Raw genomic sequence first — 26544 nt, forward strand, 5'->3', positions numbered from 1 at the left:
TGAGCGAGGTTAAGCCGTTGACCTGCAAGGTTACCTTCACCCCGGACAATCTTACGGTAGAAGCGGATGAACATGAGAGCCTGGTTGCTCTGGCGGCCCGTGCCGGGATCATCCTGCGGGGGGCCTGCGGGGGAGCCGGCACCTGCGGCCGCTGCCGTGTTTCGCTGGCTTCGGGAAGCGTGGCTGTCCGCGAGGAAGGGGAGGTCCATTCCCCCGCGGAGGTGCCGGCTTGCCGGGCGCATCCCGTAACGGACGTTGTTGTCGAGATCCCCGAGAGCGCACGGCTGGGCAGCCACCGGGTGCTGATCGAGGATCGGGGCCGCGGGCAGCTGGATGAAGCGCCTGCGAGCACCGAGGCTCCCCTTGCGCCTCTATACGAGTCAATAGAGCTTGCAATGGCCGCTCCCACCCTGGACGACGCGAGGGATGATTGGGGCAGGTTGCGGGCCGAGCTTCAGAAGAAAGTGCCCGGCATCAACCCTTTGCTTACGCTGGACTTTGCCCGCAAGCTTCCGGGGGCCGTCCGTAAGGGGAACTGGCGCGTTACGGTGGATTTGGCCCATGCCGGGGCATTCACCGAACTGGCCGGCATCAGCGTTGCGGGGACGTCCTCCCCGAGGTTCGGCCTGGCCGTTGACCTTGGGACGACTACAGTGGCGTGCCAGATGGTAAGCCTCTCGGACGGGACGACGGTGGCCTCGGCCGGGACCTACAACCGCCAGGCCGCTTTCGGCGACGACGTTATCTCGCGCATCATCTACGCCACCGAAGAGCCCGGCGGTCTCGACAGGCTTCAGGAGGAAGCGGTGGTGACCATCAACAGCCTGGTCGAGGAATTGGTTGAGGACCTGCGAGCCGGGTACGATGACATCCGTGCCGTCTATGTCGCCGGGAACCCCACGATGACGCATCTTTTCCTGGGCGTCAATCCCGCCTACCTGAGGCTTGAACCCTATATCCCGGCGGTCAATTCCTGGCCGCCCGTACGGGCCGGGGAGCTGGGCCTTCGCGTTCATCCCCGGGCGTGGATTCACTGCGCTCCGGGCGTTGCCAGCTACCTTGGCGGTGATATCACGGCGGGCCTGGTTGTGGCGGGCCTGCCGGATACCGATCAGTTGACCCTGTTTGTGGACATCGGCACCAACGGCGAGATGGTGCTGGGGAACAGGGACTGGCTTGTCGGATGCGCCTGTTCGGCCGGTCCCTCCTTCGAGGGCAGCGGCATCACGGGTGGGATGCGGGCCGTAGAAGGGGCCATTGAAATGGTCGGCGTCAGCAGCGGGGGATACGAAGTCTTTTGGCGCACGATAGGAGGACTGCCGCCGCGCGGCATCTGCGGCACCGGCCTGATCGACGCCTTGGCTGCCCTGCGCGGGGCCGGGGTGATTGACCGGGGAGGCCGGTTTGTTTCCGGGCTGGATACGCCCCGGCTGCGCATGGGTCCCGAGGGGCGCGAGTTCGTACTGGTATGGGGCAGCGAGTCGGGGCACGGGCGCGACATTGTGCTTTCGGAGGCCGACCTCGATAACCTGATGCGGGCCAAGGCGGCCGTTTTTGCCGGCATAAAGGCCATGGTGGACGCCGTCGGGCTGCAGATTTCGGATATCGAGCGGGTGCTTATCGCCGGGGGGTTCGGCAGACACCTTAACCTTGCCCGGGCTGTTGCCGTCGGCATTCTTCCCGACCTTCCGGCTGAACGTTACCGTTTTCTCGGCAACACCTCCCTTAAAGGCGCACGGTTGGCCCTGCTGTCCCGGGAGGTCCGGGACAAGGTGGAGGAAACGGCGCGCAGCCTGACTTACCTCGATCTGAGCGCCGGGACAAGTTTCATGGACGAGTTTATGTCGGCCCTCTTCATCCCGCACACCGATATGGGTTTGTTCCCGTCGGTGGCCGATCAGGGGGGTGACTGAGCTTGCGGATTGCCGTGGCCGGAAAGGGCGGCACGGGGAAGACGACCTTTTGCGCCCTCGCCGTTAAGGCTCTCCTGCGGGCGGGCAAAGCGCCGATCCTGGTCGTCGACGCCGATCCCAACGCCAACCTTGGGGAGGCGCTGGGGATCGAGGCAGGGGATTCGGTGGCGGATATCGTGGCTTCAGCCGACGGGCAGCCCTATTTGCCCGGGGGAATGACGAAGGAGCGGTACCTGGCTTACCGCATCCACCAGGCGCTGGCCGAGGGGCGGGACATAGACCTGCTGGTGATGGGGGGGCCCGAAGGCGCCGGATGCTATTGCTACGTGAACAACCTCCTGCGGGGCCTGATCGAAGAGCTGCACGGCAATTACCCTGTTATGATCGTCGATAACGAGGCGGGGCTCGAACACTTGAGCCGGCGGACTACCGGGAAGGCTGACTTCCTGTTTATCCTGTCCGATGTCTCCGGCCGGGGAATTCTCTCGGCCCGCAGGATTGCCGGCCTGGTCAGGCGTCTCAGGCTGGACGTGGGGAGCATGGGGCTGGTGATCGGGCGGGCTCCCGAAGGAGCCGCCGGCGCGCTCGCCGGGCCGATTGGGAAACTGGACATCCCTCTCTGGGGTATCGTTCCGGAAGACCCCGAGATAGCGGCGTTGGATTTGGCCTGGCGGCCCTTGACCGGGGTTGGCGACAACAACGCGGCATTGTCCGCTGTTGCCGACATCCTAAGGAATCAGGGCATTATCTAGGTTGAGCATTTTCATATAGTGAGGAAGGAAAGGTTCTAATGGCGGTAGAGATCGTAAAGGAAAGATGGAAGGGCCGGGTACTGGAGATGGTGCTGGGGAGCGGGACCCATACCGTTAAAGTAGGCGGAGATGCGGCTTTGCCGTTCCTGCATTTTGAGGGACAGATTCCCAACCGTCCGGCCACGGCCCTGGAGGTATGGGACAGAGTGGACGGCGAGTTCCCGCCGATGCTGGCCGCCGCCTTCGAAGGCGTTCTCGGGAGTCCCGGGGATTGGGCAAGGCGGTGCGTGGAGTACGGCGCCGACATGGTTGCGCTGCGGCTGGTCAGCACGCACCCCGAGGGACAAGACGCCGGAGCCGAAGAAGCGGCCGCCGCGGCCCGCATGGTTGCGGAGGCCGTTGAGGTGCCGCTGATCGTGCTGGGCTGCGGGGTGGAGGAAAAGGACGCCGCTGTCCTGCCGGCCGTGGCTGCGGCCCTTGATGGCCGCAACTGCCTGGTGGGGTTTGCAACGAGCGAAAACTACAAGACCGTCGTCGCCGCCTGTATCGCTCACGGGCACAGCGTTATCGCCACCAGCCCGCTGGATATCAACCTGGCCAAGCAGCTTAACATCCTGATCACCGATATGAACCTGCCTCCGGAGCGCATCGCCATGGACCCGTCGATCGGCCCGCTGGGGTACGGCATAGAATACGCCTGGTCCATTATCGAGAGGATGCGCCTGGGGGCGCTCTCCGGAGACCGGATGCTGTCCCAGCCCGTGATCTGCTTTGTAGGGGACGAGGCCTGGAAGGTTAAAGAAACGACGGCGGACGATGTGGCCGAGTGGGGCGAACAGGGGCGGCGCGCCCTGCTGTGGGAAGCGATGACGGCGGTCGTCCTGGCGCAGGCCGGCGGATCGATTTTTGTTTTCCGTCATCCCGAGGCGATGCAGCACTTTAACCGGCAAATTGACGCTCTCATGCGGCAGGATGTATACTAAACGTTAAGGCTCTAAGAAGCGATTTAAGAAAAGGAGAGCCGCAAGGCTTCTTTATGTTACGAAGGGTGATGCCGGCGTGATTTTAATCGGTGAGCGGATTAACGGCATGTTCCGCGACATACGGGCGGCGATCCAGGAGCGCGACCCGGTTCCCGTCGCCGAGCGGGCCAGGATCCAGGCGGCAGCCGGCGCGCATTACCTGGATATCAACACCGGTCCCGACGTCGATGCTGCCGAGGCGCCCGAAGTAATGGCCTGGCTTGTCAAGGTTGCGCAGGAGACCTGCGGCCTGCCGTGCTGCATCGATTCCCCGCATGTAGAGGCTTTGCGGGCGGGGCTTGCCGTGCACAGGGGCAAGGCCATCATCAATTCGACCAGCGCCGAGCAGGAGCGCATGGACGCCTTGTTCCCCCTGGCGGTTGAATTCGGCGCAGCCATTATCGGCCTGGCGATGAACGAAAAGGGCGTTCCCAAGGACGCCTCCGACCGGCTGGCCCTGGCCATGGAGCTTGTAGCCAATGCGGATGCTCACGGGCTGGCGATGGAGGACTTGTTTATCGACCCGCTGATCCTCCCTGTCAACGTCGCCCAGGAGCACGCCGTCGAGGTCCTGGAAACGATCAGGCAGGTGCGGATGCTGGCCAGCCCGGCTCCGCGGACGGTTATCGGCCTGTCCAACGTGTCTCAGGGGGCGCCCGAACGCTCGCTGATCAACCGGACCTACCTGGTCATGGCCCTGGCGGCGGGCCTCGACGCGGCGATCCTGAACGTGGAGGACAAGGCCTTGATGGACTCGGCCGCCACGGCCGAGGTTCTGTTAAACAAAGAAGTATACTGCGACGCCTTCCTCCGCGTTTTCCGGAAACCCCTGGTAGTATAGGGGCGACCCAGTATGGCCGGGGATCGGGTGCCCTATTCCAGGATGTTGATGACCGTGCCGGCCTTCGCCCACCTGCAGGCGCTGTCATGGTCGGGGCACGGCGGGAAGGTGTCGCCGCCCTGGAGCACGACGCGCGCGCCGTGAGCGTTTTCGTAGCGGCCCGATTCCGGAACGGTTTGACCCGTCTCGAAAAGCACGCCTCCTCACCTCCAGGTTTATTATGCTTCGGCGAGGGGGTTGTTTATTGTGTCTCTGTAGTTGACCCAGAAAGCCCAAGTGCTTTAACACGTTATTTCGTTGATCAGTGGATTAATACAGTCATCTAAGGTATCGAGAAGATGTTTTTGCGCAACAGGGAGGTGAGGGGGATGGCCGTGGCCAGGGAAGGTTCCGTCCTGGTTGTGGGCGGCGGCGTGGCAGGCCTGCAGGCGAGCCTTGACCTTGCCGAGGGCGGATTTCAGGTTTATCTCGTCGATGAGGCGCCGGCGGTGGGCGGCAAGATGGCCATGCTGGGCCGGGTTTTTCCGACCAACGAGTGTTCGCTCTGCACCCTTTCGCCAAAACTGGCCGCTGTCGCGCACCATCCCGGAATAACCGCCATTACCGGGGCAAGGGTGGCGGCTGTGGAAGGAAAGGCCGGCCGTTTTACGGTGCGCGTCCGGCAGGAGGACAGGGGGGTTGACCTTGACCGCTGTAAGGCCTGCGGCGACTGTGCCGCAGTCTGCCCCGTTGAGGCCCCGGACAGCTTTAATGCCGGCCTGGCCAACCGCAAGGCGATTTACCAGCTCTATCCCCAGGCCTATCCCAAGGGTTACGCCATCGATGCCGCTGTTTGCCTGGAATGCGGGGCCTGCGAAACCGTTTGCCCGTCCGGTGCGATCACCAGGGGGGTCGGCAGGGATATCGAGTTGCGGGTGGGAGCAATCATCCTCAGCCCGGGGCTGGAGCCTTTCGACCCCGGCGGGCTGGCTCATCTCGGCTACGGGCGCTGTAAAAATGTAATGACGAGTCTGGAGTTCGAAAGGGTGCTCAGCATTGGAGGCCCTTCGCAGGGTCGGCTGGTCAGGCCGTCGGACGGTATGGTGCCCCGGCGGATAGCCTGGATCCAGTGCGTCGGGTCGCGGAACCCCGCGATAGGAAGGGGTTATTGTTCCACGGTATGCTGCCTTGGCGCCGTTAAGGCGGCCCTTTCAGCCGGTGAGCAGGTCCAGGGATCCCTTGAGAGGGTGATCCTCCTCCGCGACCTTCGAGGATATGCAAAAGGTCATTACCGGTATATCGAGCGCGCGCGGAGGGCGGGAGTCCGGTTCGTTTATGCCGGGGTAAGCGGGCTGCGCGAGCTCGGTGACGGAAGTGTGGAAGTCCGCTACAGCCTTGAAGACGGAACGGTGGTCAACGAAGTCTTCGACCTGGTTGTCCTCTCGGTGGGTTTGGGGCCGTCGGACAGTGCCCGGCGGCTGGCCGAGATTGTGGGCGTGGAGCTTGACCGGTTTGGATTTTGCAAAACCCAGCCTTTCAGGACGACGGCCGCTTCGAGGCCCGGAATTTTCGCGGCCGGTTCGTTTTCGGGACCGAAGGACATCCCCGATGCCGTAACCTCCGGCAGCGCGGCGGCGGGCGCCGCGGCCGCGCTGCTGTCCGGAAGCCGCGGGAGGCAGAGCCCTGTCGACCCTGCCGCTGAAAGGGACGTGGACGGCCTGCCGCCGCGCGTGGGGGTTTTCGTCTGCCGATGCGGGACGAACATCGGCGGTGTGGTAGACGTTTCCCGCGTCGTCGAGGCCGTTTCTGGTGAACCCGGTGTCGCTCTGGCGAAGGAGGTTAAATACGCCTGCGCGGAGGACAGCCTGGACCTGATGCGGGAAGCGGTCGAGGAGCACGGGCTGAACAGGATCGTGGTTGCCGCCTGCAGTCCGAGGAGCCACAAGCTTGTGTTCGAAGAAACGCTGCGCAAGGCCGGGCTGAACCGTTACCTTTGTGAGATGGCCAACATCCGCGACCAGGTGGCCTGGGTTCACGCCGACGAGCCGGCGGCGGCAACATCCAAGGCTATCAGCCTGGTGCGCGGCGCGATCGCCAGGGCCTGCGGGCTTACAGCGGTCAGGGACCTTTGCGATCCGGTAGTGCCGGTAGCCCTGGTTGTCGGGGGCGGCGCTTCAGGAATGGAGGCGGCGCTTGGCATTGCCGAGCAGGGGTTCGAAGTGCACGTTGTAGAGAGAAGCGGCGAACTCGGGGGCCGCGCGGGGCAAATGGTCGTTACGCCCGGCGGGGACGACGTCACGGAGTTTCTCGAAGATTTGATTAAGAAAATCAAAAGCCATCCGCTGGTACACCTGCATCTTAACAGCAGGGTCAGGACTGTTGACGGGCACGTGGGCAACTTCCGCACGACGCTGGACAGCGGACGCGAGATTCAGCACGGGGTCGCCGTTCTGGCTACGGGTGCCCGGGAGATTGCGTGGCAGGGTTACCTCCACGGAAAGCATCCGGCTGTGATGACCCTGGACAGGCTGGAGGCAGCCGTGGAATGCCCGCCGCACGACACGGTCTTCATCCAGTGCGTGGGGTCGCGGAACGCCGAGCGGCCGTATTGCAGCCGTTCGTGCTGCAGCCGCGCTGTAGCTGCCGCCATCCGGCTGCGGAAACGCCATCCCGGGAACAGGGTGTTTGTGTTATACCGCGACATGAACACCTACGGGCTGGACGAGGAACGTTACCGGCAGGCCCGCGAGCTCGGTGTTGTCTTCATCCGTTACCGTCTTGGGGAGGAACCTGTCGTCGAGGATGCGGGGAGCGGCAGGGTTAAAATCAGGGTTATCGACCACATTCTCGGCGCACCGCTTGAGCTGGAGGCCGGGCGGGTTGTCTTAGCGGTTGCTGCGGAGGCATCGGCGGCCGGGCGGGATATGGCCCGGCTCATGAAAGTCCCCTGCGATGCCGACGGTTTCTTCCTTGAGGCCCAGCATATGTTAAGGCCGGTAGACTTTGCGGCGGCAGGCGTCTTTATGTGCGGGGAGGGCCAGGGGCCGAAACGCCTGGAAGAGAGCGTGCTGCAGGGTCAGGCGGTGGCGGGGCGGGCCGGTGCCATCCTGGCCAAGGGGTTTGTCAGGACCAGGGGTGTCTGGGCGGTTGTCGATGATAAACGTTGTGCGGCCTGCCTGACCTGCGTCCGGTTTTGTCCCTTTAATGTCCCCGTCCTGGCGGGGAACGCCGTGTACATTGAGCCGGTCCAGTGCCAGGGATGCGGGATCTGTATGGCTGAATGCCCCAATGAGGCTATTTCGCTAAACGGTTATAAAAGGGAGCAGCTGACAGTCCTGGTGCGCATCCTGTTAAGCGGGGAGGCGGATCACGATTGCTGTTTGAGCCGAGAATCATAGGCTTTTGCTGCTTTAACTGCGCCTATTCGGCTGCCGATCTGGCCGGCAGTATGCGTCTCGCTTACGCCCCTGCGGTGCGCATCGTCGGCGTTCCGTGTACGGGAGCGGTGGAGGATGCCGTTATCCTGGCCGCTTTCGAAGAGGGGGCTGACGGGGTATTCGTCGCCGGCTGCCTTGAGGGCGAGTGCCATTACCGTTCAGGCAACATTCGGGCACGGCAGCGAGTTCAGAGACTTCGCCGCGCTCTCCAGGAGATGGGCCTGGACGGTGAGCGTTTAGCGATGTATAACCTGTCTGCCGCCATGGGGAGCAGGTTTGCCGAACTTGCCAACGAATTCAGCCGCCGGATTCGCCTGCTCGGGCCTTCGCCGGTGCGAAAGGGCGGTGGCGGTGCGTGATCGTCGCGGAAGCCAAGCCTCTTGAAGAACTCCTCGCATGCCTGGAGGAAAGCAGGCGCGCGCTTATCGTATCCTGTTCGGGGTGTACGGCTGTGTGCCTGACGGGCGGGGCGGCCCAGGCGACGAGCCTGGCCAGCAGGCTTAAGATCGCCAAAAGGATAAACGGGTCCGACCTGGATGTCGAGACGGCTTCTCTCCTAAGGCAGTGCGAGCCTGAACTGCTGCCTGCCATCGCCGACAGGTGCGCAAGGGCTGATGTCCTTATCTCTCTGGCCTGCGGCGTGGGCGTGCAACAGCTGGCGGAGGCCTACCCGGACAAGTGGATCATCCCCGCCCTGAACACGACTTTTGCCGGGAGCTATGCGGGAGAAGGCGTCTGGGAAGAGCGCTGCGGCCTTTGCGGCAATTGCGTTCTTCATCTTACCGGGGGCGTCTGCCCCGTAACGCGCTGCGCCAAAGGCCTCCTGAACGGGCCTTGCGGGGGGCCGGCTGACGGCAGGTGCGAGGTGGACCCGGAGGTGCCGTGCGCCTGGATCCTTATTTACGAGCGCCTGCAGGCGCAGGGTCGCCTGGAGCTTCTCACGCAGGTCCGTCCGGCGAAAGACTGGAGAAGCGCCAGGGACGGCGGGCTGCGGCGTTTTTCCCGGGAGGGGATGTCGCGTGAATAGCGGCGGCCGCCTGGAAAAGGCCCTGGCTGAACGCGAGTTTGCCGTCACGGCCGAGATCGGGCCCCCGCGCAACGCCTCGGGTGAATCCGTCAGGGCCAAGGCGCGGCTGCTGAAGGGCTTCGTGCACGCAGCGAACGTTACCGACTGCCAGTCGGCGGTGGTAAGACTTGCGAGCCTGGCCGCAGCCCTGCACGTCCAGGCGGAGGGTGTGGAAGCCGTCTGGCAGATGACCTGCCGGGACCGGAACCGCATCGCCATGCAGAGCGATCTCCTGGGGGCGGCCAGCCTTGGGATTAAAAACGTCCTTTGCCTTACGGGGGATCACCAGAAGTTCGGCAACCACCCCGCAGCCAAGAACGTCTTCGACCTTGACTCGGTGCAAATGGTGGAAATGGTCCGGCGGATGCGCGACGATGGCCGTTTCGACTGCGGGGACGAGATCAAAGGGCCCCTGCCGCGGTTCCTTATCGGGGCCGTGGAAAACGCCACGGCCGAGCCGACGGCGCTCAGGCTGCTGCGGCTGCGCAAGAAGGTTGCGGCCGGGGCGCAGTTTATCCAGACCCAGGGGGTATTCGACCTAGCCAGGTTTGAGGTTTTCATGCGGGAGGCGGTGGATGCGGGCATCCTGGAAAACTGCCGCCTGCTGGCCGGGGTTATCCCCTTGAAGTCGGCGCGCGCGGCGCGGTTCATGAATGAACGCGTGCCCGGCGTCAGGATACCCGACGAGGTCGTCAGGCGTATGGAGCAAAGCCGGGACCAGGAAGAAGAGGGGATCCGGATCGCCGTGGAGACGGTGGATGCGCTGCGCCGCGTACCGGGAGTGGCGGGCGTGCACCTGATGGCCGTCGCGTGGGAGGAGGCGGTCCCCCGCATAGTATCCGAAGCCGGAATCAAGCCCCTGGGAGACCGTTGAAAAACTGCGCCTGGCTTTGTCAGGCTTGCCCGTCCAGTGCTCACGTACCACCCAGTACGCTCCGCGCTGTCCGGCTTCGCCTTCCGCGCCATGCTTGTTTTGACCGGCCTCTGGCTAACTCTTCAGTAATGATAGCAGCTCAATCACTTAACTTCCATAACCTGAGTCGTGTACCTTTTGCATCGCACCCCTGGAAGAATGAAGCCCTGCCGTCAGACAGGGCTTTTAAAGCTTAAAGGGCTGACGTTAGCCGTTACTCAAGCTTTTGCGAACGCGTTTCCTTAACCGTGGTCTTGCGCAGTTCTTCACCCATGGTTCCGCGCCAGTGCATGAAGAGGATCAGGTCGACCAGACGGTTGGAAAAGCCCCACTCGTTGTCGTACCAGGCCACGACCTTGACGAAGGTGCCTTCGATCACCATCGTCGACAGCCCGTCAACGATGGATGAGTGCGGGTTGCCGATATAGTCGACCGAAACCAGGGGCAGCTCGTTGTAAGCGAGGATTCCCTGGAGATCGCCGGCGGCCCACTGCCGCAAAGTGTCGTTGAGCTCTTCCTTGGTTGTCGGCCTTTCCAGTTCGGCCACCAGGTCGATGACCGAGACGTCCGGCGTGGGCACCCGGAAGGACAGGCCGGTGATCTTCCCTTCCAGTTCCGGGATGGCCAGGCTGACGTTCTTGGCCGCGCCGGTGGTCGTGGGAATGATGGAAAGGTTCGCCGCCCGCGCCCTCCGGAGATCGCGGTGGGGCAGGTCGAGCAGCCGCTGGTCGTTGGTGTACGAATGCGCCGTGGTCATGAAACCGCGCTTGAACCCGTACTTTTCGTGCAGCACCTTAACAATCGGGGCGAGGGCGTTGGTGGTGCAGGACGCCGCCGAGACGATACGGTGTTTCTCGGGATCGTACTTGTCCTCGTTCACGCCCATGACGATGGTGATGTCCTCGTCGGTGGCGGGGGCGGAGATGAGGACCTTTTTCACGCTGCCGCGCAGGTGCTTTACGGCGTCTTTCGCCTTTGTGAACCGCCCGGTGGCCTCGATGACGTATTCGACCCCGTAATTCTCCCAGGGGATGTTGGCGGGGTCCGGCTCGGCAAGCACCATGACCTCCTGGTCATCCACCCAGAAGCTGCGTTCGGCGGCGCGCACGTCGGCGCCGAAGGTGCCGTGCACCGAGTCGTACTTGAGCAGGTGCGCCAAAGTGGCGGCGTTGGTAAGGTCGTTCACCGCCACGACTTCGATGTCGGGGTGGTTGTGTACGATGCGGTAAAAGTTTCGACCGATACGGCCAAATCCGTTTATGCCAACCTTAATGGCCATTGTTACCCTCCTTGACTGATAAATTCCTTTGCTCTCGAGACACGGGTTTCCGGCATCCGGAGTGCGGTATGCTTGAACAGCAGAGACGCGATTCTTTAAACTCAGCAAATTCCTGGTGGCTATTATACCCGCGTACTTTTTAGATATACTGTTGGACAGGGGCATTATGGAAAAATTGTAACAAAGCTGACCAATAGTGTCAAGATTACCCTATATTCCACGGGCTTGGCCGGCTGGAGTGAACTGGTTTGAACAGGAATTACGATAAATGGTTTATGACCCGGGTTAAACAGTGCATTAAGCGCTACGATATGATCCCGCCGCAATCCCATGTGGTTGTGGGCGTTTCCGGCGGCAAGGACTCGACGGCCCTGCTCTGGATCATGGCCGAACTGCAGAAAAGATCGCACCTCTCCTTCACCCTGGAGGCGGTGCACTTAAGCCTCGGCTGGGGCCCGGTCGACGTTCAGCCGCTTCTGGATCTCTGCCGGGAGCTGGAGGTGCCCCTGCACGTCAAGGAATCCCCCATAGCCCGCATCATCAAGCAAAAACCGGAACACAATCCCTGCGCGCTCTGTGCCAAACTCCGCGCGGGGGTGCTCAACGATATGGCCGTCTCGCTGGGAGCACAGCGCGTTGCTCTGGGTCACCATCTGGACGACGTTATCGAGACCTACTTTCTGAACCTGATCTTCACGGGCCAGATGAAGACGTTCATGCCCAACACCAAGCTGTCGCGGAAGGGCTTGAACCTGATCCGGCCGCTTGTTTACCTTCCCGAAGAGGTCGTCGTCAGACTGGGACGCCGGCTGGGGCTGCCCGTCCTGCACAATCCCTGTCCCTACAACGGACATACCAAGCGGGAAGAGATGAAGGGCCTGGTGGAAGACATCGTCCGCAGGTATCCCGACTTCAGGGAGATGTTCCTGAGCGCGCTGGAGAACGTGAGCCTGGAAAACCTGTGGAAGCAAAAACGGTAACATTTACATATTTAACGGGTGAGGTAAGGAGCGATCCCCTGAACGGGGTCGTCAAGCAGTTCCGAGAGTTCGTCGCGCACTTCGAGCAGGCGGTTGTAATCCTCGACGGTCAGGAGACCGTCCCGGCTATGTTCGTAATCCTCGATAGCCTTGCTGACGGGCAGGACGCGGTAATGCCTTTTGCCCGCGACGTGATAGGTGTCGACCCATACGGGGGTATAGCTCGCCGAGACGATGGAAGCGGTCCCGTTCGGGTACTTGAGAATCTTCAAGTGCAGGATGATGCCGCTGTCGGAATACCGCCAGCGCTGGTTGGAAATGAAGTTGCCCAGGGAATAAGCCGCAAAGCACCGCTTTTGGACGCCGGAAAGCTCGACGTTGCGCCAGATCATGGGCTGGACGACGTGGGGGTGACACCCGATGACGGCGTCCACGCCGAGTTTGAAGAGTTTGTCCACCCACTCTTTCTGGAAGGCATCCGCATAACGCTGGTATTCCGTGCCGAAATGCACGCAGGCGATGATCAAATCGGGGTTCTCCCGGCGGAGCCTCTCCAGGTCCCGGGTTACCTGCTCGTCGTTCAACAGCCCTACGCAAAACGGACGTTCAGGGGGCAAGGGCAACTCGTTTGTCGTCACCGTGAAGTTCACGAAGCCGAGCCGAACGCCTTTTACCTCGACAACCAAAGGTTTTTCACGTTCCTCGCCCGTGCGGTAGGTCCCGATGTGGGTGAGGCCGTTCCGGTCGAGACAGTCCAGGGTGGCGACCAGCCCGTCATAGCCCATGTCCATACTGTGATTGTTGGCGGTGGTGACGAGATCGACGCCGAGGTTGGCGACGGCCGGGGCGAAGTCGTCAGGCGTGTTGAAAAGGGGATAGCCCTGGTATCCTTTGGCTTTTCCCGCCAGGCGCGTTTCCAGGTTGGCCACGGTATAATCGGCCCCGGTCAGCAAGGGCCTGACCTTATCAAAGAGATTGTCAAACTCGTATCTGCCCGTCGCGGCGTCATAAGTGGAGTTTACCACCGGCAGGTGCATCAGGAGGTCGCCGATGGCCGCCAGTTCTATTTCGACGGGTGCCGTGTTTGCGGCCTGAAGGGCGGGCGGCTCCTGTCCGGAGCTGGCATCCGGCGAAAGCTGCCGGAAGAAATAGAAGGCACAGGCGGCAAGCAGCCCCGCGATGGTAACACACAAGACTTTTCGTGCAATACTCATGTAGCATCATCCTTTACCGGCAGGTTTAGGATTCGAGCCCCGGCCGCACTATTCCTGCCATGAGGCAGGAACGGCCGCCGGGCGGGGAGAAAAGACAGGAATTGAAGTCCAATTTTAGGGCGCGAAAGGATCGCATGGACAAAATGACGGACGTCTACCTGAAATCGCCGCGGACGGTATCGCCTCCGGGCGAGCGCGAGCTTCTTCTGCGGCGCGCGGCGGATGCCGGCAGCCGCGGGGATTGGCGCGAGATGGAACGCGCGTTGAGGACGGCGGTCGAAGTCGACGAGAATTGCCAGGAAGCCTGGTTTGCGTTGGGAATGCTGGTTCTCCAGCGGGGGGACATGGAAGAGGCCTACGATTTCCTCAGCGAGTATGCGGCCCTGGCCGGTCAAACCAGTGAGAACGAGCAGGTCGAGGTCCTGCTTTATTATCTCGAAAACCTTGCCAACCCGGGCGGGGGAATAGGCGAGGAACTGGAGTCGGAGATGGCGGGACAGTTCCTTGATTACTTTACGCTGGGTTGCGGGACGTCCGATCAGCGGCAGGCCATGCTCGGCGGGCGGACCCTGTGGGAGGCCGTGCACACACCATCCGGCCGGAGGTCGGTGCTGACGCTGCTGAGGCGCAAGAACCTGTTCGCGCGCCTCGCTCTGGAACGCCTGTCGTCAAGCCTGGCGATGCTGTAACGGCGGCGCGTAGAAAACGGGGCAGCGTCCTGGAGGGGAGGCATTGATCGGGGTGCCTGATCGTGAGGCCCTTAATTTACCGGATGAGCTTCTTGTCCTGGGAGCGGCCGTCGAGGTCGGGCTTATCCGGCGTCTCAAAACGGGAAAGACCGGCCTTAGTGCGCTTGCCGGGGAACTTGGACTGGACAGGCGGGCTCTCGACGCCGTCCTCAGCTATTTGTCGTCGCAGGGCTACGTGCAACAGTACGGTGACGTATACAGCCTGACGGACGGCGCCCGCGCCATGTTCTTCAATGAAGAAGACCCGGCATACGTCGGGTTCAGCTTCATGCACGCCTATGCGCGCATAGGGACCTGGCTGGCGCTGCCCGCCGTCTTGAAAGGCGGAACCCCGCCTGAGCGGGAGAGAAACGCCAAAAAACTCGGCTATTTCATGGATGCAATGCGCTCCTATGCGCGCGAGGTGTCTCCCCGGGTGGTGTCCCTTCTGCTCGACGGCTTGGCCGGGATGCGGCCCCGGGTGGTCGACCTCGGAGGCGGGCCGCTCAATTACGCCGTGCCGCTTGCCCGGGCGGGGGCGCGGGTGACGGTGGTTGACACGCCGGACGTCTTGGATTTGATGGCCGACAGGGTTCCCAAAGATGCGGACATCGAACTCTGGCCGGGCGACTTCAACGAGCGGCTGCCGGAAGGGCCTTTCGACATCGCGTTCCTGGGCAACGTTTCGCACATTTACAGCGGCGAGGAGAACCGGGAACTCATCGCCGGGGTCGGCCGCATCGTCGTGCCGGGCGGCCGGATAGCGATTCTCGACTACGTGCGCGGGATAAGCCCGCGGGCGGGATACATGGCCGTAAACATGCTTTTAAGCACCCGGGCCGGGGGGACTTACACCCTGGCCGAGTATACGAGCTGGCTGCGCGCGGCTGGTTTCGCCGTACCCGACGTTCACGACATATCGGGCCGGCAGCTCCTGGTGGCGCGTAAACTGTAGCCGGAGTTGTCTTTTTCGGCTATACTGTTGCATAGATTTTAAGGCAAGGGGAATAAATCTTGGAAATTGTCGCCGGCATCGATATCGGGTCGCTTTCCGCCGAAGCGGTCATTATGGGCGCGAAGGAAATCCTGGGTTACAGCATCGTGCCGACGGGAGCGGACAGCCGCAAGGCGGCTGAAACGGCTTTGGAAAAAGCCCTGGCATCGGCCGGGAGAAGCCGGGACGCAATCCGTTTTGTGGTTGCTACCGGGTACGGCCGCGCCAACGTGCCGTTTGCCGATCTCCAGGTGACCGAAATAACCTGCCACGGGCGCGGGGCGGTGTATCTTTTCCCCGGCGCCCGCACGGTGATCGACATCGGGGGCCAGGATTCCAAGGTGATCCGCCTTGACGAGCGCGGGACCGTGGTCGACTTTGTGATGAACGACAAATGCGCCGCCGGAACGGGCCGTTTTCTGGAAGTGATGGCCCGGGCCCTGGAGACCGAAGTCGAGCGTTTGAGCGAGGTTGCCGCCACGGCCGGCCGTCCGGCCGCGATCAGCAGCATGTGTACCGTTTTCGCGGAGTCGGAAGTCGTTTCCCTGATCGGCCAGGGTTCTCCGCGGGACGAGATCGCCAGGGGTTTGCTGGAGTCTGTGGCCGAGCGCACGGCGAGCATGGTGCACAGGGTGGGTCTCGTCCCGGAGGTCGTAATGACGGGCGGGGTGGCGAAAAACAGCGGAGTGGTCAGGGCGCTGGCCAAGCGTCTCGGCACGGTTATCCACGTGCCCGACGAGCCCCAGATCGTGGGCGCTCTCGGCGCTGCACTGGTGGCCGCGGCCAGGGCCGGGGGGTCTTAGCAGACCCTCATCCTGCAAAATGCAGCACCACAGACAATGAAAAATGGTTACAGCAGGTCTGGGTTATCCCCGACGCTCAGTGCTCCGCTTCGACCGTTCTATGAGGTCGTTGAAAAGCTTCGCCTGCCTTTGAGAAGTGTGAGGCGAGAGGTCAGAGGTGCGTTCTCCAGATGGAATTCGCCGCGCGAATTCCCCCCCTATACTTCTCACTTCTAACTTTACACGCCTCCCCTCGCAAGCGCCTTCCGCGCCATGCTCGCTTTTGAACGGCCTTTCGGGTGATGGCGCCTGAGCTCGGTTCGGAGCGTGCGGGGCTCCTGCGGATTGTTCGCGGGCGCAATTTTCTAAAGGTTACCCAAGTACGCGTCGAGGCCTTGGCCGTAGCGAACGTTGGGGGTATAAGAATGCGCAGTGAGCCGAGGAACCCGGTACTCAACTCAATCTCTCCGAAGAGCTAGCTACAAGCGAAGAATTCGCTTTAACGAGCTCTCAAGTTGAGTGCTGGGCCGAAGCTTTGAGCAAAGTCGCTTTCGGTGATAAACCCAGACCTGCATATCAAGGACCATTTTTCAGGGTAGACCGTTAAAAAACTACACCCGGCTGAAGAACCAGACCACCATTCCCGCGCCGATGACCAGCTTGATTCCGGTGGCCCCCAGGAAGCCCACCAGCGTTCCGATGCCCGCCCTCAGGGCGCGCGACGGGGCGCCGCCCGCTAGGATTTCCCCGGCGACGGCACCCAGAAAAGGTCCCAGGATGATGCCGAAAGGGCCGAAGACAAAGATCCCGGCCAGGACCCCTATGATGCTCCCCCAGACTGCCGCGGACGAACCGCCGTACTTCTTGACTGCCCATACCCCCGCCGCGTAGTCGGCAAGGTAACTGAGGCCCACCGCCACGGCTTGCCCTACGAAGAAAAGGAGACCCAGGTTTTCGAAGCCGGCCAGGAGCCCGTAAACCAACATGCCGGCGAAGATGATCAGGATCCCCGGCAGCACGGGAAAGACGGTGAAGACAAATCCCGCGATGAAGAACAGGACGGCGAGGACCAGGGCAAAGGTGGTCAAGGGTGTCACCCCCTAAGATCCTTGCGATAATACGGGTGGTTACTATCCAAACAGTAATCCTTACAGTAACCCCTCGTCAATAGGAGTATGCGATGCGCGTAGGTTTGTTGACCCTGGAACTGCACTTCGGCGAAGCCGTTTCGCTTAAAGACAAGCGGCGGGTCGTTAAGAGCCTGATGGCCAGGCTGCGGGCGAAGTTCAACGTCGCCGTGGCCGAGGTGGGACAGCAGAATTCGTGGCAGCGCGCCACCCTCGGCGTGGTCACGGTGTCGAACGACACGTCCCACATCGACCGGAGCCTGGCGGCCGTGGTACGCTACGTCGAGGCGGACAGGACGTTTGACCTGATAGGCATCGAGAGTGAAGTAATCTAACCGAAGGCATATTTTGGAACGTCAAGTCTGCGTAAATTTTCTGTCAATAAAGAAGGGTTTTTCCCTGAAGCGGTGAATATTGCATTTTTTATATAGCCTGAGCGGCTTGCCCAGCATCTCGGGCTTTCTTCACCTGGAAGGGATGTTTTTCTTGGCGGCCCAACTGACTATCGACGGCATGTCGTTACATTTCGGGGGCGTCACAGCCTTAAGCATGATTTACCTCGAGGTTGAGAAAGGCCAGATCACCGCCATCATCGGGCCCAACGGGGCGGGAAAAACCAGCCTCGTCAACTGCATCAGCGGGCTTTACCTCCCCAGCGAGGGGTCCATCGTCTTCGAGGGCCGGGACATCACCAGGATGCCTCCGTACGGGAGGGCCGGGCTCGGCATCAGCCGAACCTTCCAGAACATCGAGCTTTTCAAACACATGACCGTCCTGGAAAACCTTATGCTCGGCCGGCATATCCATATTTCCTACGGGCTCCTGTCCGGCGGCATTTTCTGGGGGCGCGCGCGTCGCGAGGAAGCGCGGCACCGCAGGCGTGTCGAAGAAATCATTGATTTTTTGGAGATCGAACACGTCCGCTCCAAGCCGGTCGGGACGCTGGCATACGGCCTCCAGAAGAGAGTGGAGCTGGGGCGGGCCCTGACCGTAGAGCCCCGACTGTTGCTTCTTGACGAACCCATGGCCGGGATGAATGTCGAGGAAAAAGAGGATATGGCCCGCTTCATCCTTGACATCTCCGAAGAATGGGGCACGACGATGATCCTCATCGAGCACGACATGGGGGTTGTCATGGATATTTCCGACCATATCGCCGTTCTCGATTTCGGGCGCAAGATCGCCGACGGCACGCCCGACGAGATTCAACGCAATCCCCTGGTTATAAGGGCCTACCTGGGCCAGCAGTAGGCCGACGATAAGGAAAAGGTGTTTGCTATGGATCGGGACACCATCCCTAAACTTCTGCTGCAAAATGCCAGACAATATGGCAAAAAGACCGCCCTGCGGGAGAAGGACTTCGGTATCTGGCAGAGCGTAAGCTGGGAAGGATACCTTGAAGAAGTACGCCTCTTCGCTCTCGGCCTGGCCGCCCTGGGTTTCGGGCGCGGCGACAAGCTGGCCGTTATCGGCGACAACCGGCCGGAGTGGATATACGCCGAGCTGGCCGCCCAGTCCCTGGGCGGGGTGGGCGTGGGGGTTTACCAGGACAGTCTGCCTAATGAAATCGCCTACGTTATCGATCATTCCGACGCCAGGCTGATCGTGGTGGAGGACCAGGAACAGGTCGACAAAATGCTCGAGATCAGGGACTCGATGCCTAAGGTTGAGCGGGTCGTCTACTACGATCCGAAGGGCCTGAGGAATTACCAGGACGAACTGCTCCTTTCCTTTACCGCCGTTCAGGAATTGGGGCGGGAATTCGGCCGGTCGCACGACGGCTATTTCGAGCGGGAGGTTGAAAAAGGCCGGGGGCAGGATGTCGCCGTAATCGCCTATACATCGGGCACCACGGGGCAGGCGAAAGGCGCGATGCTGACGCACGCCAACCTCCTCGGCATGGCCAAGAACCTGGCCGAGGTCGACCCCCTGGACGCCAGTGATGAATTCCTTTCTTTTCTGCCGCTGGCCTGGGTCGGGGAGCAGATGATGTCTTTAGCTCTGGCCCTGTGGGTCGGGATGACCGTGAACTTCCCCGAAGAGCCGGAAACAGTTCAGCAGAACCTGAAAGAAATCGGCCCCCACGTGGTTTTTTCCCCGCCGCGGATCTGGGAGGACATGGTCTCCCGGGTGCAGGTCAAAATCGATGATGCCAGCTGGTTCAAGCGTTTTGTTTACCACAGGCTGATGCCGGTCGGGTACCGGATGGCCGACTGCCGTTTCAACAGGAAGAAACCGTCGGTCGCCCTCAGGCTCTCGTATTTCCTGGCCGATTTGGTCCTTTTCAGCGCCATCCGGGACCACCTCGGCCTCGTCCGGTTGAAACGGGCTTATACCGGCGGCGCCGCGCTCGGTCCCGACGTATTTCGCTTCTACCACGCCCTGGGTGTCAACCTCAAACAGATCTACGGCCAGACTGAAATCGCCGGAATCTCGGTCCTGCACCGGGATGACGGGATTAAGTTCCACACGGTCGGTGTTCCCCTTCCCGAGACCGAGATCAGAATCGGCGAGGACGGAGAGATCCTTTCGCGGAGCCCGAGCGTCTTCGTGGGTTATTACAAGAACGAGGAGGCGACGGCCGGCGCTCTCAAGGACGGCTGGTTGCACTCCGGTGATGCCGGTTACCTCGACGAGGACGGGCACCTCGTGGTCATCGACCGCATCAAGGACGTCATGAAGCTGGCGGACGGGACGATCTTTTCTCCCCAGTTCATCGAAAACAAGCTCAAGTTCAGCCCGTTCGTCAAGGAAGCCGTCGTTATCGGCCGCGACCGGCCCTATGTCGTGGCGATGATCAATATCGACATGGCCAACGTGGGCAAATGGGCGGAACGGAAGCAGATCGCCTACACCACTTACGTCGACCTGGCCACCAAGCCCGAGGTTCTTCAACTGATCAACGAAAACGTCCGGGCCGTCAACAATGACCTGCCCGCTGCCGTCAGGATCAGGCGCTTCGTCATCCTGCACAAGGAACTGGATGCGGACGACGAGGAACTGACAAGAACCCGCAAGGTGCGCCGAGGGTTCATCGCCGAAAAATACAGAAGCCTGGTCGATGCCCTCTACAGCAGCCAAGAAGAGATCGAAGTGGAGACCGAGGTTAAGTACCGTGACGGACGCCAGGCGGTGATCAGGACGACCCTCACCGTAGGGGAGCCGGAAGCAATGGGGGTGAAGAACAAATGACCGACTTCCTGCAGTTGATTGTCAGCGGTCTTGTGGTCGGGAGCGTTTATGCCCTCGTCGCGCTTGGCTTTGTTTTAATCTATAAATCCAGTGACGTGATCAACTTCGCCCAGGGGGAGTTTCTGCTCATCGGGGCGTACGTGGCCCTGTCCCTGGTGGCTGTCTACCACGTGCCGCTCCTGCCGGCGATTATCCTGACCCTCCTGGTGTGCATCCTCGTCGGTGTCATCGTGGAGCGGCTGGTCCTGCGGCCTTTTATCGGTGAACCGATCATTTCGGTGATTATGGCCACAATCGGGCTGTCCGCCCTAATGCACGGCATCATCCAGGTCATCTGGGGAACCGACACGCGGGTCTTTCCGCCCCTCTTTCCGGCCGAGCCCGTGCAGCTCGGGGACGTCGTCGTACCCCAGGTTTACCTGTGTTCCCTTGTGCTGGCGGTTGTCCTGTTGGGCATCTTCGGTGCCTTCTTCAAGTATTCCAGCACGGGGATCGTGATGCGCGCCGTTGCCGACGACCAGCCGGCGGCCCTTTCGATGGGGATCAGCGTCAAGCGCGTTTTTGCCATCACGTGGGCCATCGCCGCCGTGGTGGCGGGCATCGGAGGTATCCTGCTGGGGAACATCAACGGCGTCAACCCGTCGCTGTCCCATATCGGATTGAAGGTCCTTCCGGTCGCCATCCTCGGCGGGCTGGACAGCATCCCCGGCGCCATCATCGGCGGCTTTGCCATCGGGCTTATCGAAAGCCTGGCCGGCGGCTACCTTGACCCCGTTTTCGGCGGCGGGGTCAAAGAAGTCGTCCCGTTTGTCGTACTGGTTATCGTTTTGATGATCAGGCCTTACGGTTTGTTCGGCAAGCAGATCATCGAAAGGGTGTAGCCATATGCGTCCGAGAAACCCGTTTGTCATGGACTGCGGTGTCTTTACCACCAGTTATTACGACGACATGGCCGTTCTCTTCGCGCCGGCAGCCAAGCTCAAGGTGCTGGCCATTCTTGCCGCTTTGGCGGCGCTTCCGTTACTGGTCAGCCCGTATTACGTCGGCGTGGCTAACCTGGTTGGCATCGCCGTCATCGGCGCTGTGGGTCTGAACATCCTTACCGGATTTACCGGGCAGATTTCTATCGGCCAGGGCGCTTTTATGGGTGTCGGTGCTTACACGGCGGGAATATTGACGGTGAAACTGGGCCTTTCTTTCTGGGTCGCCCTTCCCGCGGCGGGGATTCTGGCCGCGCTCGTCGGGGCGGTTTTCGGCATTCCTTCGCTGCGCCTCAAGGGGCTCTACCTGGCCATCGCCACTCTGGCGGCCCAGGTCATCATTGAGTTTGTCATCGTCCACTGGACCTCGCTGACCAACGGCACCGACGGGATCGTCCTCAAGCGGCCCAGCCTGTTCGGCCACCCGCTGGACAGCGACGTGTCTTTTTACTACCTGATCCTGCTCCTTTCCGTAGCTGCCGTCGTTTTCGCGACAAACATCTTCAGGACCAAAGTCGGCCGGGCCTTTATGGCGATAAGGGACCGCGACCTGGCCGCGGCGGCCATGGGGATCAACCTTTTTGAGTACAAGGTAAAGGCCTTTGCCTTGAGTTCTTTTTACGCCGGGATCTCCGGCGCCCTGTGGGCCTGCTACATGCAGACGATCAGCCCGGAGCAGTTCACCATCTCCATCTCCATCCTGTACCTGGCGATGATCATTATCGGCGGTTTGGGAAGCATTATGGGATCGATCTACGGGGCCTGCTTCATGACTCTTTTGCCGATTGTCCTGCGTGATGGCGTAATGCCTTTATTCCCCAACATCGGCAACGCCCTCCTTGCGCTCCAGGAAGCGCTTTTCGGCTTGATCATCATCCTTTTTCTGATCTTCGAGCCCGAGGGACTTGCCAAACTGTGGAAAAACATCAAGGACTACTTCAAGCTGTGGCCGTTTTCGTACTAACCCCGTGAAGGTAATTTCTCACGCCGTTTGGTTGAAGGGAGGGGATGGCCTTCCTTACGGAGTTTGACACAACCCGTTCATTCAGAGACAAAAAAAAGCTGTGGAGGTGTGCTTTTGGTGCGTAAACGTATATTGTTTGTTGCGGCGGCGGCGTTGATTGCCCTGCTGGTTGTGACACTCCTCGCGGGCTGCGGGGGAGACGGGGGCAAAGAGCCTAAGGGCGAAGCCACTAAGACGGTGAAGCTTGGCGGGATTATCGACCTGACCGGTCCCACGGGTGACGTCGGAGCCCCTTACGCCGACGGTGTCAAGGCCTACATCGACTATTACAACGCTAAGGGATTGGGCCCCAAAATCGATTACAACTGTATCGATTATGCCTACCAGATTCCGCGCGCTAAGGAAGCCTACGACAAGCTGGTCAAGCAGAACCAGGTTATCGGCATCCTGGGCTGGGGAACGGGCGACACCGACGCCCTGAAGGAGTTTATCGCCCGCGACAAGGTCCCGTACGTTTCGGGGTCGTATTCCGAAAGCCTGACAGACATCAGCAAGTGCCCCTATAACTTCCTGATTGCTGCGAGTTACTCTGATCAGGCCAGAATCGCCTTGAAGTGGGCCAAGGACAACTGGAAGGGCAGCGAGGCGCCCAAAGTGGCTTTCATATTCAACGACACCGCTTTCGGACGCTCCCCCATCGAGGACGCCAAGAAGTATGCGCAGGAAATCGGGTTCAAGGTTGTAGGCGATGAGATCATCGACCTTAAGGCTCTCGACGCTACGAGCCAGATGCTGGACCTGAAGAACAAGGGCGCTGACTTTGCGATCATCCAGGGAACGTCCAACCTGGCGGCCACGACCCTCAAGGACGCCAAGAAGCTGGGAGTTAAGACGCAGTTCATCGGGTTAAACTGGGCTGCCGACGAGAAGGTCATCAAGCTGGCCGGAGATGCGGCTGAAGGTTACGTGGGCGTGATCCCCTTTGCCTTCCCGTACGACGATGCCGCTGGATTGGCTGAAATCAAGGACTACCTTGAGGGCCAGGGCAAGAAGATGGAGGACATCAACCAGAAGTTCGTGCAGGGCTGGGTATCGGCCAAGATTATGCTTGAAGGCGTGAAGAGGGCCGGGGACAACCCGACCGGCGAATCCCTGAAGGCTGCTCTCGAAACCCTCGCTGCTTTCGATACGCAGGGCCTTTCCGCTCCGGTAACTTTCAAGGCCGACAGCCACAGGGGCTCCGAACAGGTGCGGCTCGCCAAGGTGGAGGGCGGCAAATTCGTCTATCTTACCGACTGGATCGGCTATAAGTAAGGGTACAGAAAGGGACTGTGAACGGTGGCGGGGCGGACTGCCCCGCCACAAACGTATTTTGCAGGATACGTATGGCTTGATATTGAATCCTTGTGTGAGAGGTTTGAAGGCTTTGGCATGTTTGCCGGGCGATCACCGGTCTTTTTGGAGGTGGTCTCGGAGTGCTGGTGCTGAACAACGTGGAGGTTGTATATGATCACGTCATTCTCGTGCTCAAGGGGATGTCCCTGACCGTGCCCGAAGGCAGGATCGTGGCCCTTCTGGGGAGCAACGGCGCGGGCAAGACTTCGACGCTGAAAGCGGTGTCTGGCCTTCTCAAATCCGAGAATGGCGAGGTCACCGACGGGACCATCGAGTTCCTCGGCGAGCCGATCAGCGGTCTGGACGCCGAGGCCATTGTCCGCCGGGGCATCTTCCAGGTGATGGAGGGCAGGCACGTCTTCGAGCACCTCACCGTGGAGGAGAACCTTATCGCGGGAGCTTATACCCGGCGCGACAGGGGACGCGTGAGGGCCGACATCGAAAAGGTCTACGGCTATTTCCCCCGGTTGAAGGACCTCCGGCAGCGCACGGCGGGGTACCTTTCGGGCGGGGAGCAGCAGATGCTCGCCATCGGCAGGGCCCTGATGGGCAAACCGAAACTCATGCTCCTTGACGAGCCCTCGCTGGGGCTGGCTCCGCTTCTGGTGCAGGAAATCTTCCGGATCATCAAGCAGATCAACGAGGTCGAAGGAACGACGATCCTCGTGGTGGAGCAGAACGCCAGAGTGGCGCTGTCGATAGCGGACTACGGCTACATCATGGAGAACGGGCGGATTGTGCTCGAGGGGGAGGTCGACCGCCTGATCGACAACGAGGACGTGCAGGAGTTCTACCTCGGGCTGTCCGAGGTCGGAAAAAAGAAGAGTTACCGCGACGTCAAGCACTATAAACGGCGGAAGAGGTGGCTTTCGTAAATGGACTTTGCCGGCTTCATCGATGCGGCTTTCAAAGGTTCCCCGGCCTTGCGGGCGAAGTTTGCGGAGGCGGGAGCGGGGCCTGCCGAGGTGCGCACCCCGGAGGACCTCGTCAAGCTCCCCGTAACCCGCAAGAGCGAGCTAGCCGCGCGGCAAAAGGAGGACGTCCCGTTCGGCGGCTTCCTGACCGTGCCTGTTAAGACGCTGCAGCGCGTTTTCGTTTCGCCCGGCCCGATATACGACCCCCAGGGACCGGGAGAGGATTACTGGGGATGGCAGGAGGCTTTGGCCGCGGCCGGGTTCGGGCCGGGGGATGTCGTACAGAACACCTTTTCTTACCACCTGACCCCTGCCGGGATGATGTTCGACGGGGCTTTGCGCGCCCGGGGCTGCGTCGTCGTTCCCGCCGGCGTGGGTAACAGCGAGCTGCAGCTCCAGGTCATGCGCGACCTGGGGGTCACCGGCTACATCGGGGTGCCGAGTTTCCTCTACGTGCTGCTGAAAAAAGCCGACGAACTGGGGCTGACGTGCCCCGGGGACCTCAAGCTGCAAAAGGCCTGGGTCGCCGCCGAAAAACTCTCCGAGAATTTGCGGGCGCTTCTCGCCGAGCGTTACGGGATCGCCGTCTTCCAGGGCTACGGCACGGCCGACACGGGCTGTGTCGCTTACGAGTGCGAAATGCGCAAAGGTTTTCACGTCGCCTCCAGGGCCGTTCTGGAAATTGTCGACCCGGAGATCGGACAGCCGGTACCCGATGGAGAGGCGGGCGAGGTCGTGGTCACCATCCTCGACCCTGTTTATCCCCTGGTGCGCTTTGGTACCGGCGACCTCGGGATCGCCGCCGCCGGGAGCTGTCCCTGCGGCCGGGCGGGCAAAAGGCTGCTTGGCATTTACGGCCGGACGTCGGACGGGGTCAAGGTGCGGGGTCTTTTCATATACCCGCACCAGGTCGCCGAATTGCAGGCGCGCCTCCGGAACGTCGGACCGTGCCGGGCGGTTGTCACCCAGACCGACTTCCGGGACCGCCTGACGCTGCAAATCGAAACGCCTGACGCGGCGAGGGTCCCGGACTTGAAGGACCGGGCCCGGGCGCTGGCGAAGGAACTGCTGCGCCTGACCGTGGAGGTTGAAACGGTCCGTCCCGGGACCCTGAGCGGCAGTGATAAGCTGATCGTCGACGAAAGGTCCTGGAAATAATACATAGGGCCATAGATGCGTGTATGACTGAAGGGGTGACGGGATGTGCACATTGATTACCACGTCCACCCTGACTTTTCCATTGACGCCTGTCCAAACAGCATAGACGATTACTGTCGCCAGGCGGTATCCATCGGCCTGGCTGAAATTTGTTTTACGCCGCATTTCGAGGCTGACCCCCTAAGGCGACGCGTGGACTGGTACGTGCGGCTGGGCGGTTTAAGGCACCCCATGGACGACTGGTCGTGGCTTGACGCTTACTTTCGCCAGATCGAGGACGCCCGGCGCCGGTATGGAAGCCGGCTCACCGTGCTGGCCGGGGTTGAAATCGGTTACGACTACGGCCTGGAGGAGATCATCAACCGGCTGATCCAGACCTATCCCTTTGACTTCGTCCTGGGCGCGGTCCACTGTCTGGAGCACGTTGCCATTTCCTCGAGCGAGGAGGCGGGAAAGTTTTTCTCCCGCCATTCGCCGCAGGCGGCGGCGGCAGCCTACTTTCAGCGTTTGGTGGAGGCGGTGCGCACGGGCTTCTTCGATGCCGTAGCCCACGTCGACATCTATAAAAGGCACGGCCGTAGGTATTACGGCGGCCTGGTGGACCTCATGCACAGGGAATGGGCGGAAGAACTGTTCCGGGAGGCGGCGCGCCGGAGAATGGCCGTTGAAATCAACACCTCGCCCTGGCGGGCCGGCGAGGAGCACTGCCACCCGAGCCTGGACCTGCTGGCATCAGCCCGCGAGCAGGGAGTTGCTTACTGTACCCTGGGGTCGGACGCGCACAAACTGGACGATCTCGGATTCGGGATAGACAGAGCGAAAGATTTAACAGGTGCTTGGAAGATTTCGATAGCTACTTTCAAGGGACGGCAGGTCAGGGTGTTGGACAAACCTTCCCCCGAGTCGTAGAATAG

At 61.2% G+C, this 26544-nt stretch carries 25 protein-coding genes; 21 read left to right on the forward strand and 4 right to left on the reverse strand.

What is annotated here, in order from left to right:
• Nucleotides 1–17: 17 nt before the first annotated feature.
• From ACPV0M_RS03305 to ACPV0M_RS03320, 4 genes are all read left to right on the forward strand, one after another.
• Entirely contained in the window at nucleotides 18–1913 is a 1896-nt protein-coding gene (locus ACPV0M_RS03305) for an ASKHA domain-containing protein (protein WP_425621552.1), read from the forward strand.
• Nucleotides 1914–1915: 2 nt separating this feature from the next.
• Nucleotides 1916–2665, forward strand: a complete 750-nt coding sequence (locus tag ACPV0M_RS03310; RefSeq protein WP_425621553.1) for an AAA family ATPase — start codon at nucleotides 1916–1918, stop codon at nucleotides 2663–2665.
• Nucleotides 2666–2703: 38 nt separating this feature from the next.
• Nucleotides 2704–3648, forward strand: coding sequence for an acetyl-CoA decarbonylase/synthase complex subunit delta (locus ACPV0M_RS03315; protein ID WP_425621554.1), 945 nt, complete (start codon nucleotides 2704–2706; stop codon nucleotides 3646–3648).
• Nucleotides 3649–3724: 76 nt separating this feature from the next.
• The gene (locus ACPV0M_RS03320) at nucleotides 3725–4528 is read left to right on the forward strand and encodes a methyltetrahydrofolate cobalamin methyltransferase (protein ID WP_425621555.1); all 804 of its coding nucleotides are present in this window, start codon (nucleotides 3725–3727) and stop codon (nucleotides 4526–4528) included.
• Between the two features lie 32 nt (nucleotides 4529–4560).
• On the opposite strand, the gene ACPV0M_RS03325 is transcribed toward ACPV0M_RS03320, so the two are convergent.
• A complete protein-coding gene (locus tag ACPV0M_RS03325) occupies nucleotides 4561–4725 on the reverse strand; it encodes a hypothetical protein (RefSeq protein WP_425621556.1) in 165 nt (54 codons plus the stop codon).
• 171 nt (nucleotides 4726–4896) lie between these two features.
• Here ACPV0M_RS03325 and ACPV0M_RS03330 point away from each other — a divergent pair, with 171 nt between their 5' ends.
• Genes ACPV0M_RS03330 through ACPV0M_RS03345 form a run of 4 tightly spaced genes read left to right on the forward strand, consistent with a single transcriptional unit; the run spans nucleotide 4897 to nucleotide 9884 of the window.
• Nucleotides 4897–7905, forward strand: coding sequence for an FAD-dependent oxidoreductase (locus ACPV0M_RS03330; protein WP_425621557.1), 3009 nt, complete (start codon nucleotides 4897–4899; stop codon nucleotides 7903–7905).
• Nucleotides 7881–8303, forward strand: a complete 423-nt coding sequence (locus tag ACPV0M_RS03335) for a hydrogenase iron-sulfur subunit (RefSeq protein WP_425621558.1) — start codon at nucleotides 7881–7883, stop codon at nucleotides 8301–8303. The genes ACPV0M_RS03330 and ACPV0M_RS03335 overlap by 25 nt, the downstream gene beginning before the upstream one ends.
• On the forward strand, nucleotides 8300–8971 hold the full coding sequence (locus ACPV0M_RS03340) for a methylenetetrahydrofolate reductase C-terminal domain-containing protein (RefSeq protein WP_425621559.1): 672 nt from the start codon (nucleotides 8300–8302) through the stop codon (nucleotides 8969–8971). Before ACPV0M_RS03335 ends, ACPV0M_RS03340 begins: the two co-directional genes overlap by 4 nt.
• Nucleotides 8964–9884 carry a methylenetetrahydrofolate reductase gene (locus ACPV0M_RS03345; RefSeq protein WP_425621560.1) on the forward strand — a complete coding sequence of 307 codons (921 nt, stop codon included), beginning with the start codon at nucleotides 8964–8966 and terminating at the stop codon, nucleotides 9882–9884. The genes ACPV0M_RS03340 and ACPV0M_RS03345 overlap by 8 nt, the downstream gene beginning before the upstream one ends.
• A 253-nt stretch (nucleotides 9885–10137) precedes the next feature.
• On the opposite strand, the gene gap is transcribed toward ACPV0M_RS03345, so the two are convergent.
• On the reverse strand, nucleotides 10138–11202 hold the full coding sequence (gene gap, locus ACPV0M_RS03350) for a type I glyceraldehyde-3-phosphate dehydrogenase (protein WP_425621561.1): 1065 nt from the start codon (nucleotides 11200–11202) through the stop codon (nucleotides 10138–10140).
• Nucleotides 11203–11450: 248 nt separating this feature from the next.
• Between gap and ACPV0M_RS03355 the strand changes: the two genes are divergently transcribed.
• Nucleotides 11451–12182, forward strand: coding sequence for a tRNA lysidine(34) synthetase (locus ACPV0M_RS03355; protein WP_425621562.1), 732 nt, complete (start codon nucleotides 11451–11453; stop codon nucleotides 12180–12182).
• Between the two features lie 11 nt (nucleotides 12183–12193).
• Here the strand turns inward: ACPV0M_RS03355 and ACPV0M_RS03360 are convergent, their stop codons facing one another.
• Nucleotides 12194–13396: a CapA family protein gene (locus ACPV0M_RS03360; protein WP_425621563.1), complete on the reverse strand. Its 1203-nt coding sequence runs from the start codon at nucleotides 13394–13396 to the stop codon at nucleotides 12194–12196.
• Between the two features lie 101 nt (nucleotides 13397–13497).
• Here ACPV0M_RS03360 and ACPV0M_RS03365 point away from each other — a divergent pair, with 101 nt between their 5' ends.
• Genes ACPV0M_RS03365 through ACPV0M_RS03375 form a run of 3 tightly spaced genes read left to right on the forward strand, consistent with a single transcriptional unit; the run spans nucleotide 13498 to nucleotide 15921 of the window.
• The gene (locus ACPV0M_RS03365) at nucleotides 13498–14085 is read left to right on the forward strand and encodes a tetratricopeptide repeat protein (protein ID WP_425621564.1); all 588 of its coding nucleotides are present in this window, start codon (nucleotides 13498–13500) and stop codon (nucleotides 14083–14085) included.
• A 52-nt stretch (nucleotides 14086–14137) separates the two neighbouring features.
• Nucleotides 14138–15079, forward strand: coding sequence for a class I SAM-dependent methyltransferase (locus ACPV0M_RS03370; protein ID WP_425622112.1), 942 nt, complete (start codon nucleotides 14138–14140; stop codon nucleotides 15077–15079).
• A gap of 59 nt (nucleotides 15080–15138) precedes the next feature.
• Nucleotides 15139–15921: an acyl-CoA dehydratase activase gene (locus ACPV0M_RS03375; RefSeq protein WP_425621565.1), complete on the forward strand. Its 783-nt coding sequence runs from the start codon at nucleotides 15139–15141 to the stop codon at nucleotides 15919–15921.
• Between the two features lie 590 nt (nucleotides 15922–16511).
• Here the strand turns inward: ACPV0M_RS03375 and ACPV0M_RS03380 are convergent.
• Nucleotides 16512–16997: a DUF456 domain-containing protein gene (locus tag ACPV0M_RS03380; RefSeq protein ID WP_425621566.1), complete on the reverse strand. Its 486-nt coding sequence runs from the start codon at nucleotides 16995–16997 to the stop codon at nucleotides 16512–16514.
• 83 nt (nucleotides 16998–17080) lie between these two features.
• Here ACPV0M_RS03380 and ACPV0M_RS03385 point away from each other — a divergent pair, with 83 nt between their 5' ends.
• The 9 genes from ACPV0M_RS03385 (at nucleotide 17081) to ACPV0M_RS03425 (ending at nucleotide 26539) form a co-directional block, all read left to right on the forward strand.
• Nucleotides 17081–17362, forward strand: coding sequence for a DUF503 domain-containing protein (locus ACPV0M_RS03385; RefSeq protein ID WP_425621567.1), 282 nt, complete (start codon nucleotides 17081–17083; stop codon nucleotides 17360–17362).
• 142 nt (nucleotides 17363–17504) lie between these two features.
• Nucleotides 17505–18278: an ABC transporter ATP-binding protein gene (locus ACPV0M_RS03390; RefSeq protein WP_425622113.1), complete on the forward strand. Its 774-nt coding sequence runs from the start codon at nucleotides 17505–17507 to the stop codon at nucleotides 18276–18278.
• 27 nt (nucleotides 18279–18305) lie between these two features.
• Entirely contained in the window at nucleotides 18306–20219 is a 1914-nt protein-coding gene (locus ACPV0M_RS03395; RefSeq protein WP_425621568.1) for a long-chain fatty acid--CoA ligase, read from the forward strand.
• Entirely contained in the window at nucleotides 20216–21100 is an 885-nt protein-coding gene (locus ACPV0M_RS03400) for a branched-chain amino acid ABC transporter permease (RefSeq protein WP_425621569.1), read from the forward strand. Before ACPV0M_RS03395 ends, ACPV0M_RS03400 begins: the two co-directional genes overlap by 4 nt.
• Nucleotides 21101–21104: 4 nt before the next feature.
• Nucleotides 21105–22163 carry a branched-chain amino acid ABC transporter permease gene (locus ACPV0M_RS03405; RefSeq protein WP_425621570.1) on the forward strand — a complete coding sequence of 353 codons (1059 nt, stop codon included), beginning with the start codon at nucleotides 21105–21107 and terminating at the stop codon, nucleotides 22161–22163.
• Nucleotides 22164–22277: 114 nt separating this feature from the next.
• Entirely contained in the window at nucleotides 22278–23477 is a 1200-nt protein-coding gene (locus tag ACPV0M_RS03410) for an ABC transporter substrate-binding protein (protein ID WP_425621571.1), read from the forward strand.
• A 161-nt stretch (nucleotides 23478–23638) separates the two neighbouring features.
• Nucleotides 23639–24433, forward strand: a complete 795-nt coding sequence (locus ACPV0M_RS03415) for an ABC transporter ATP-binding protein (RefSeq protein ID WP_425621572.1) — start codon at nucleotides 23639–23641, stop codon at nucleotides 24431–24433.
• Nucleotides 24434–25630 carry a phenylacetate--CoA ligase family protein gene (locus ACPV0M_RS03420; RefSeq protein WP_425621573.1) on the forward strand — a complete coding sequence of 399 codons (1197 nt, stop codon included), beginning with the start codon at nucleotides 24434–24436 and terminating at the stop codon, nucleotides 25628–25630.
• A gap of 45 nt (nucleotides 25631–25675) precedes the next feature.
• Complete coding sequence (locus ACPV0M_RS03425) at nucleotides 25676–26539, forward strand: histidinol-phosphatase (RefSeq protein ID WP_425621574.1); 864 nt, start codon at nucleotides 25676–25678, stop codon at nucleotides 26537–26539.
• Nucleotides 26540–26544: the final 5 nt, after the last annotated feature.

This window comes from Desulfosceptrum tomskiensis (genome assembly GCF_049818055.1).
Classification (GTDB): domain Bacteria; phylum Bacillota; class Desulfotomaculia; order Desulfotomaculales; family JASEER01; genus JBFLVT01.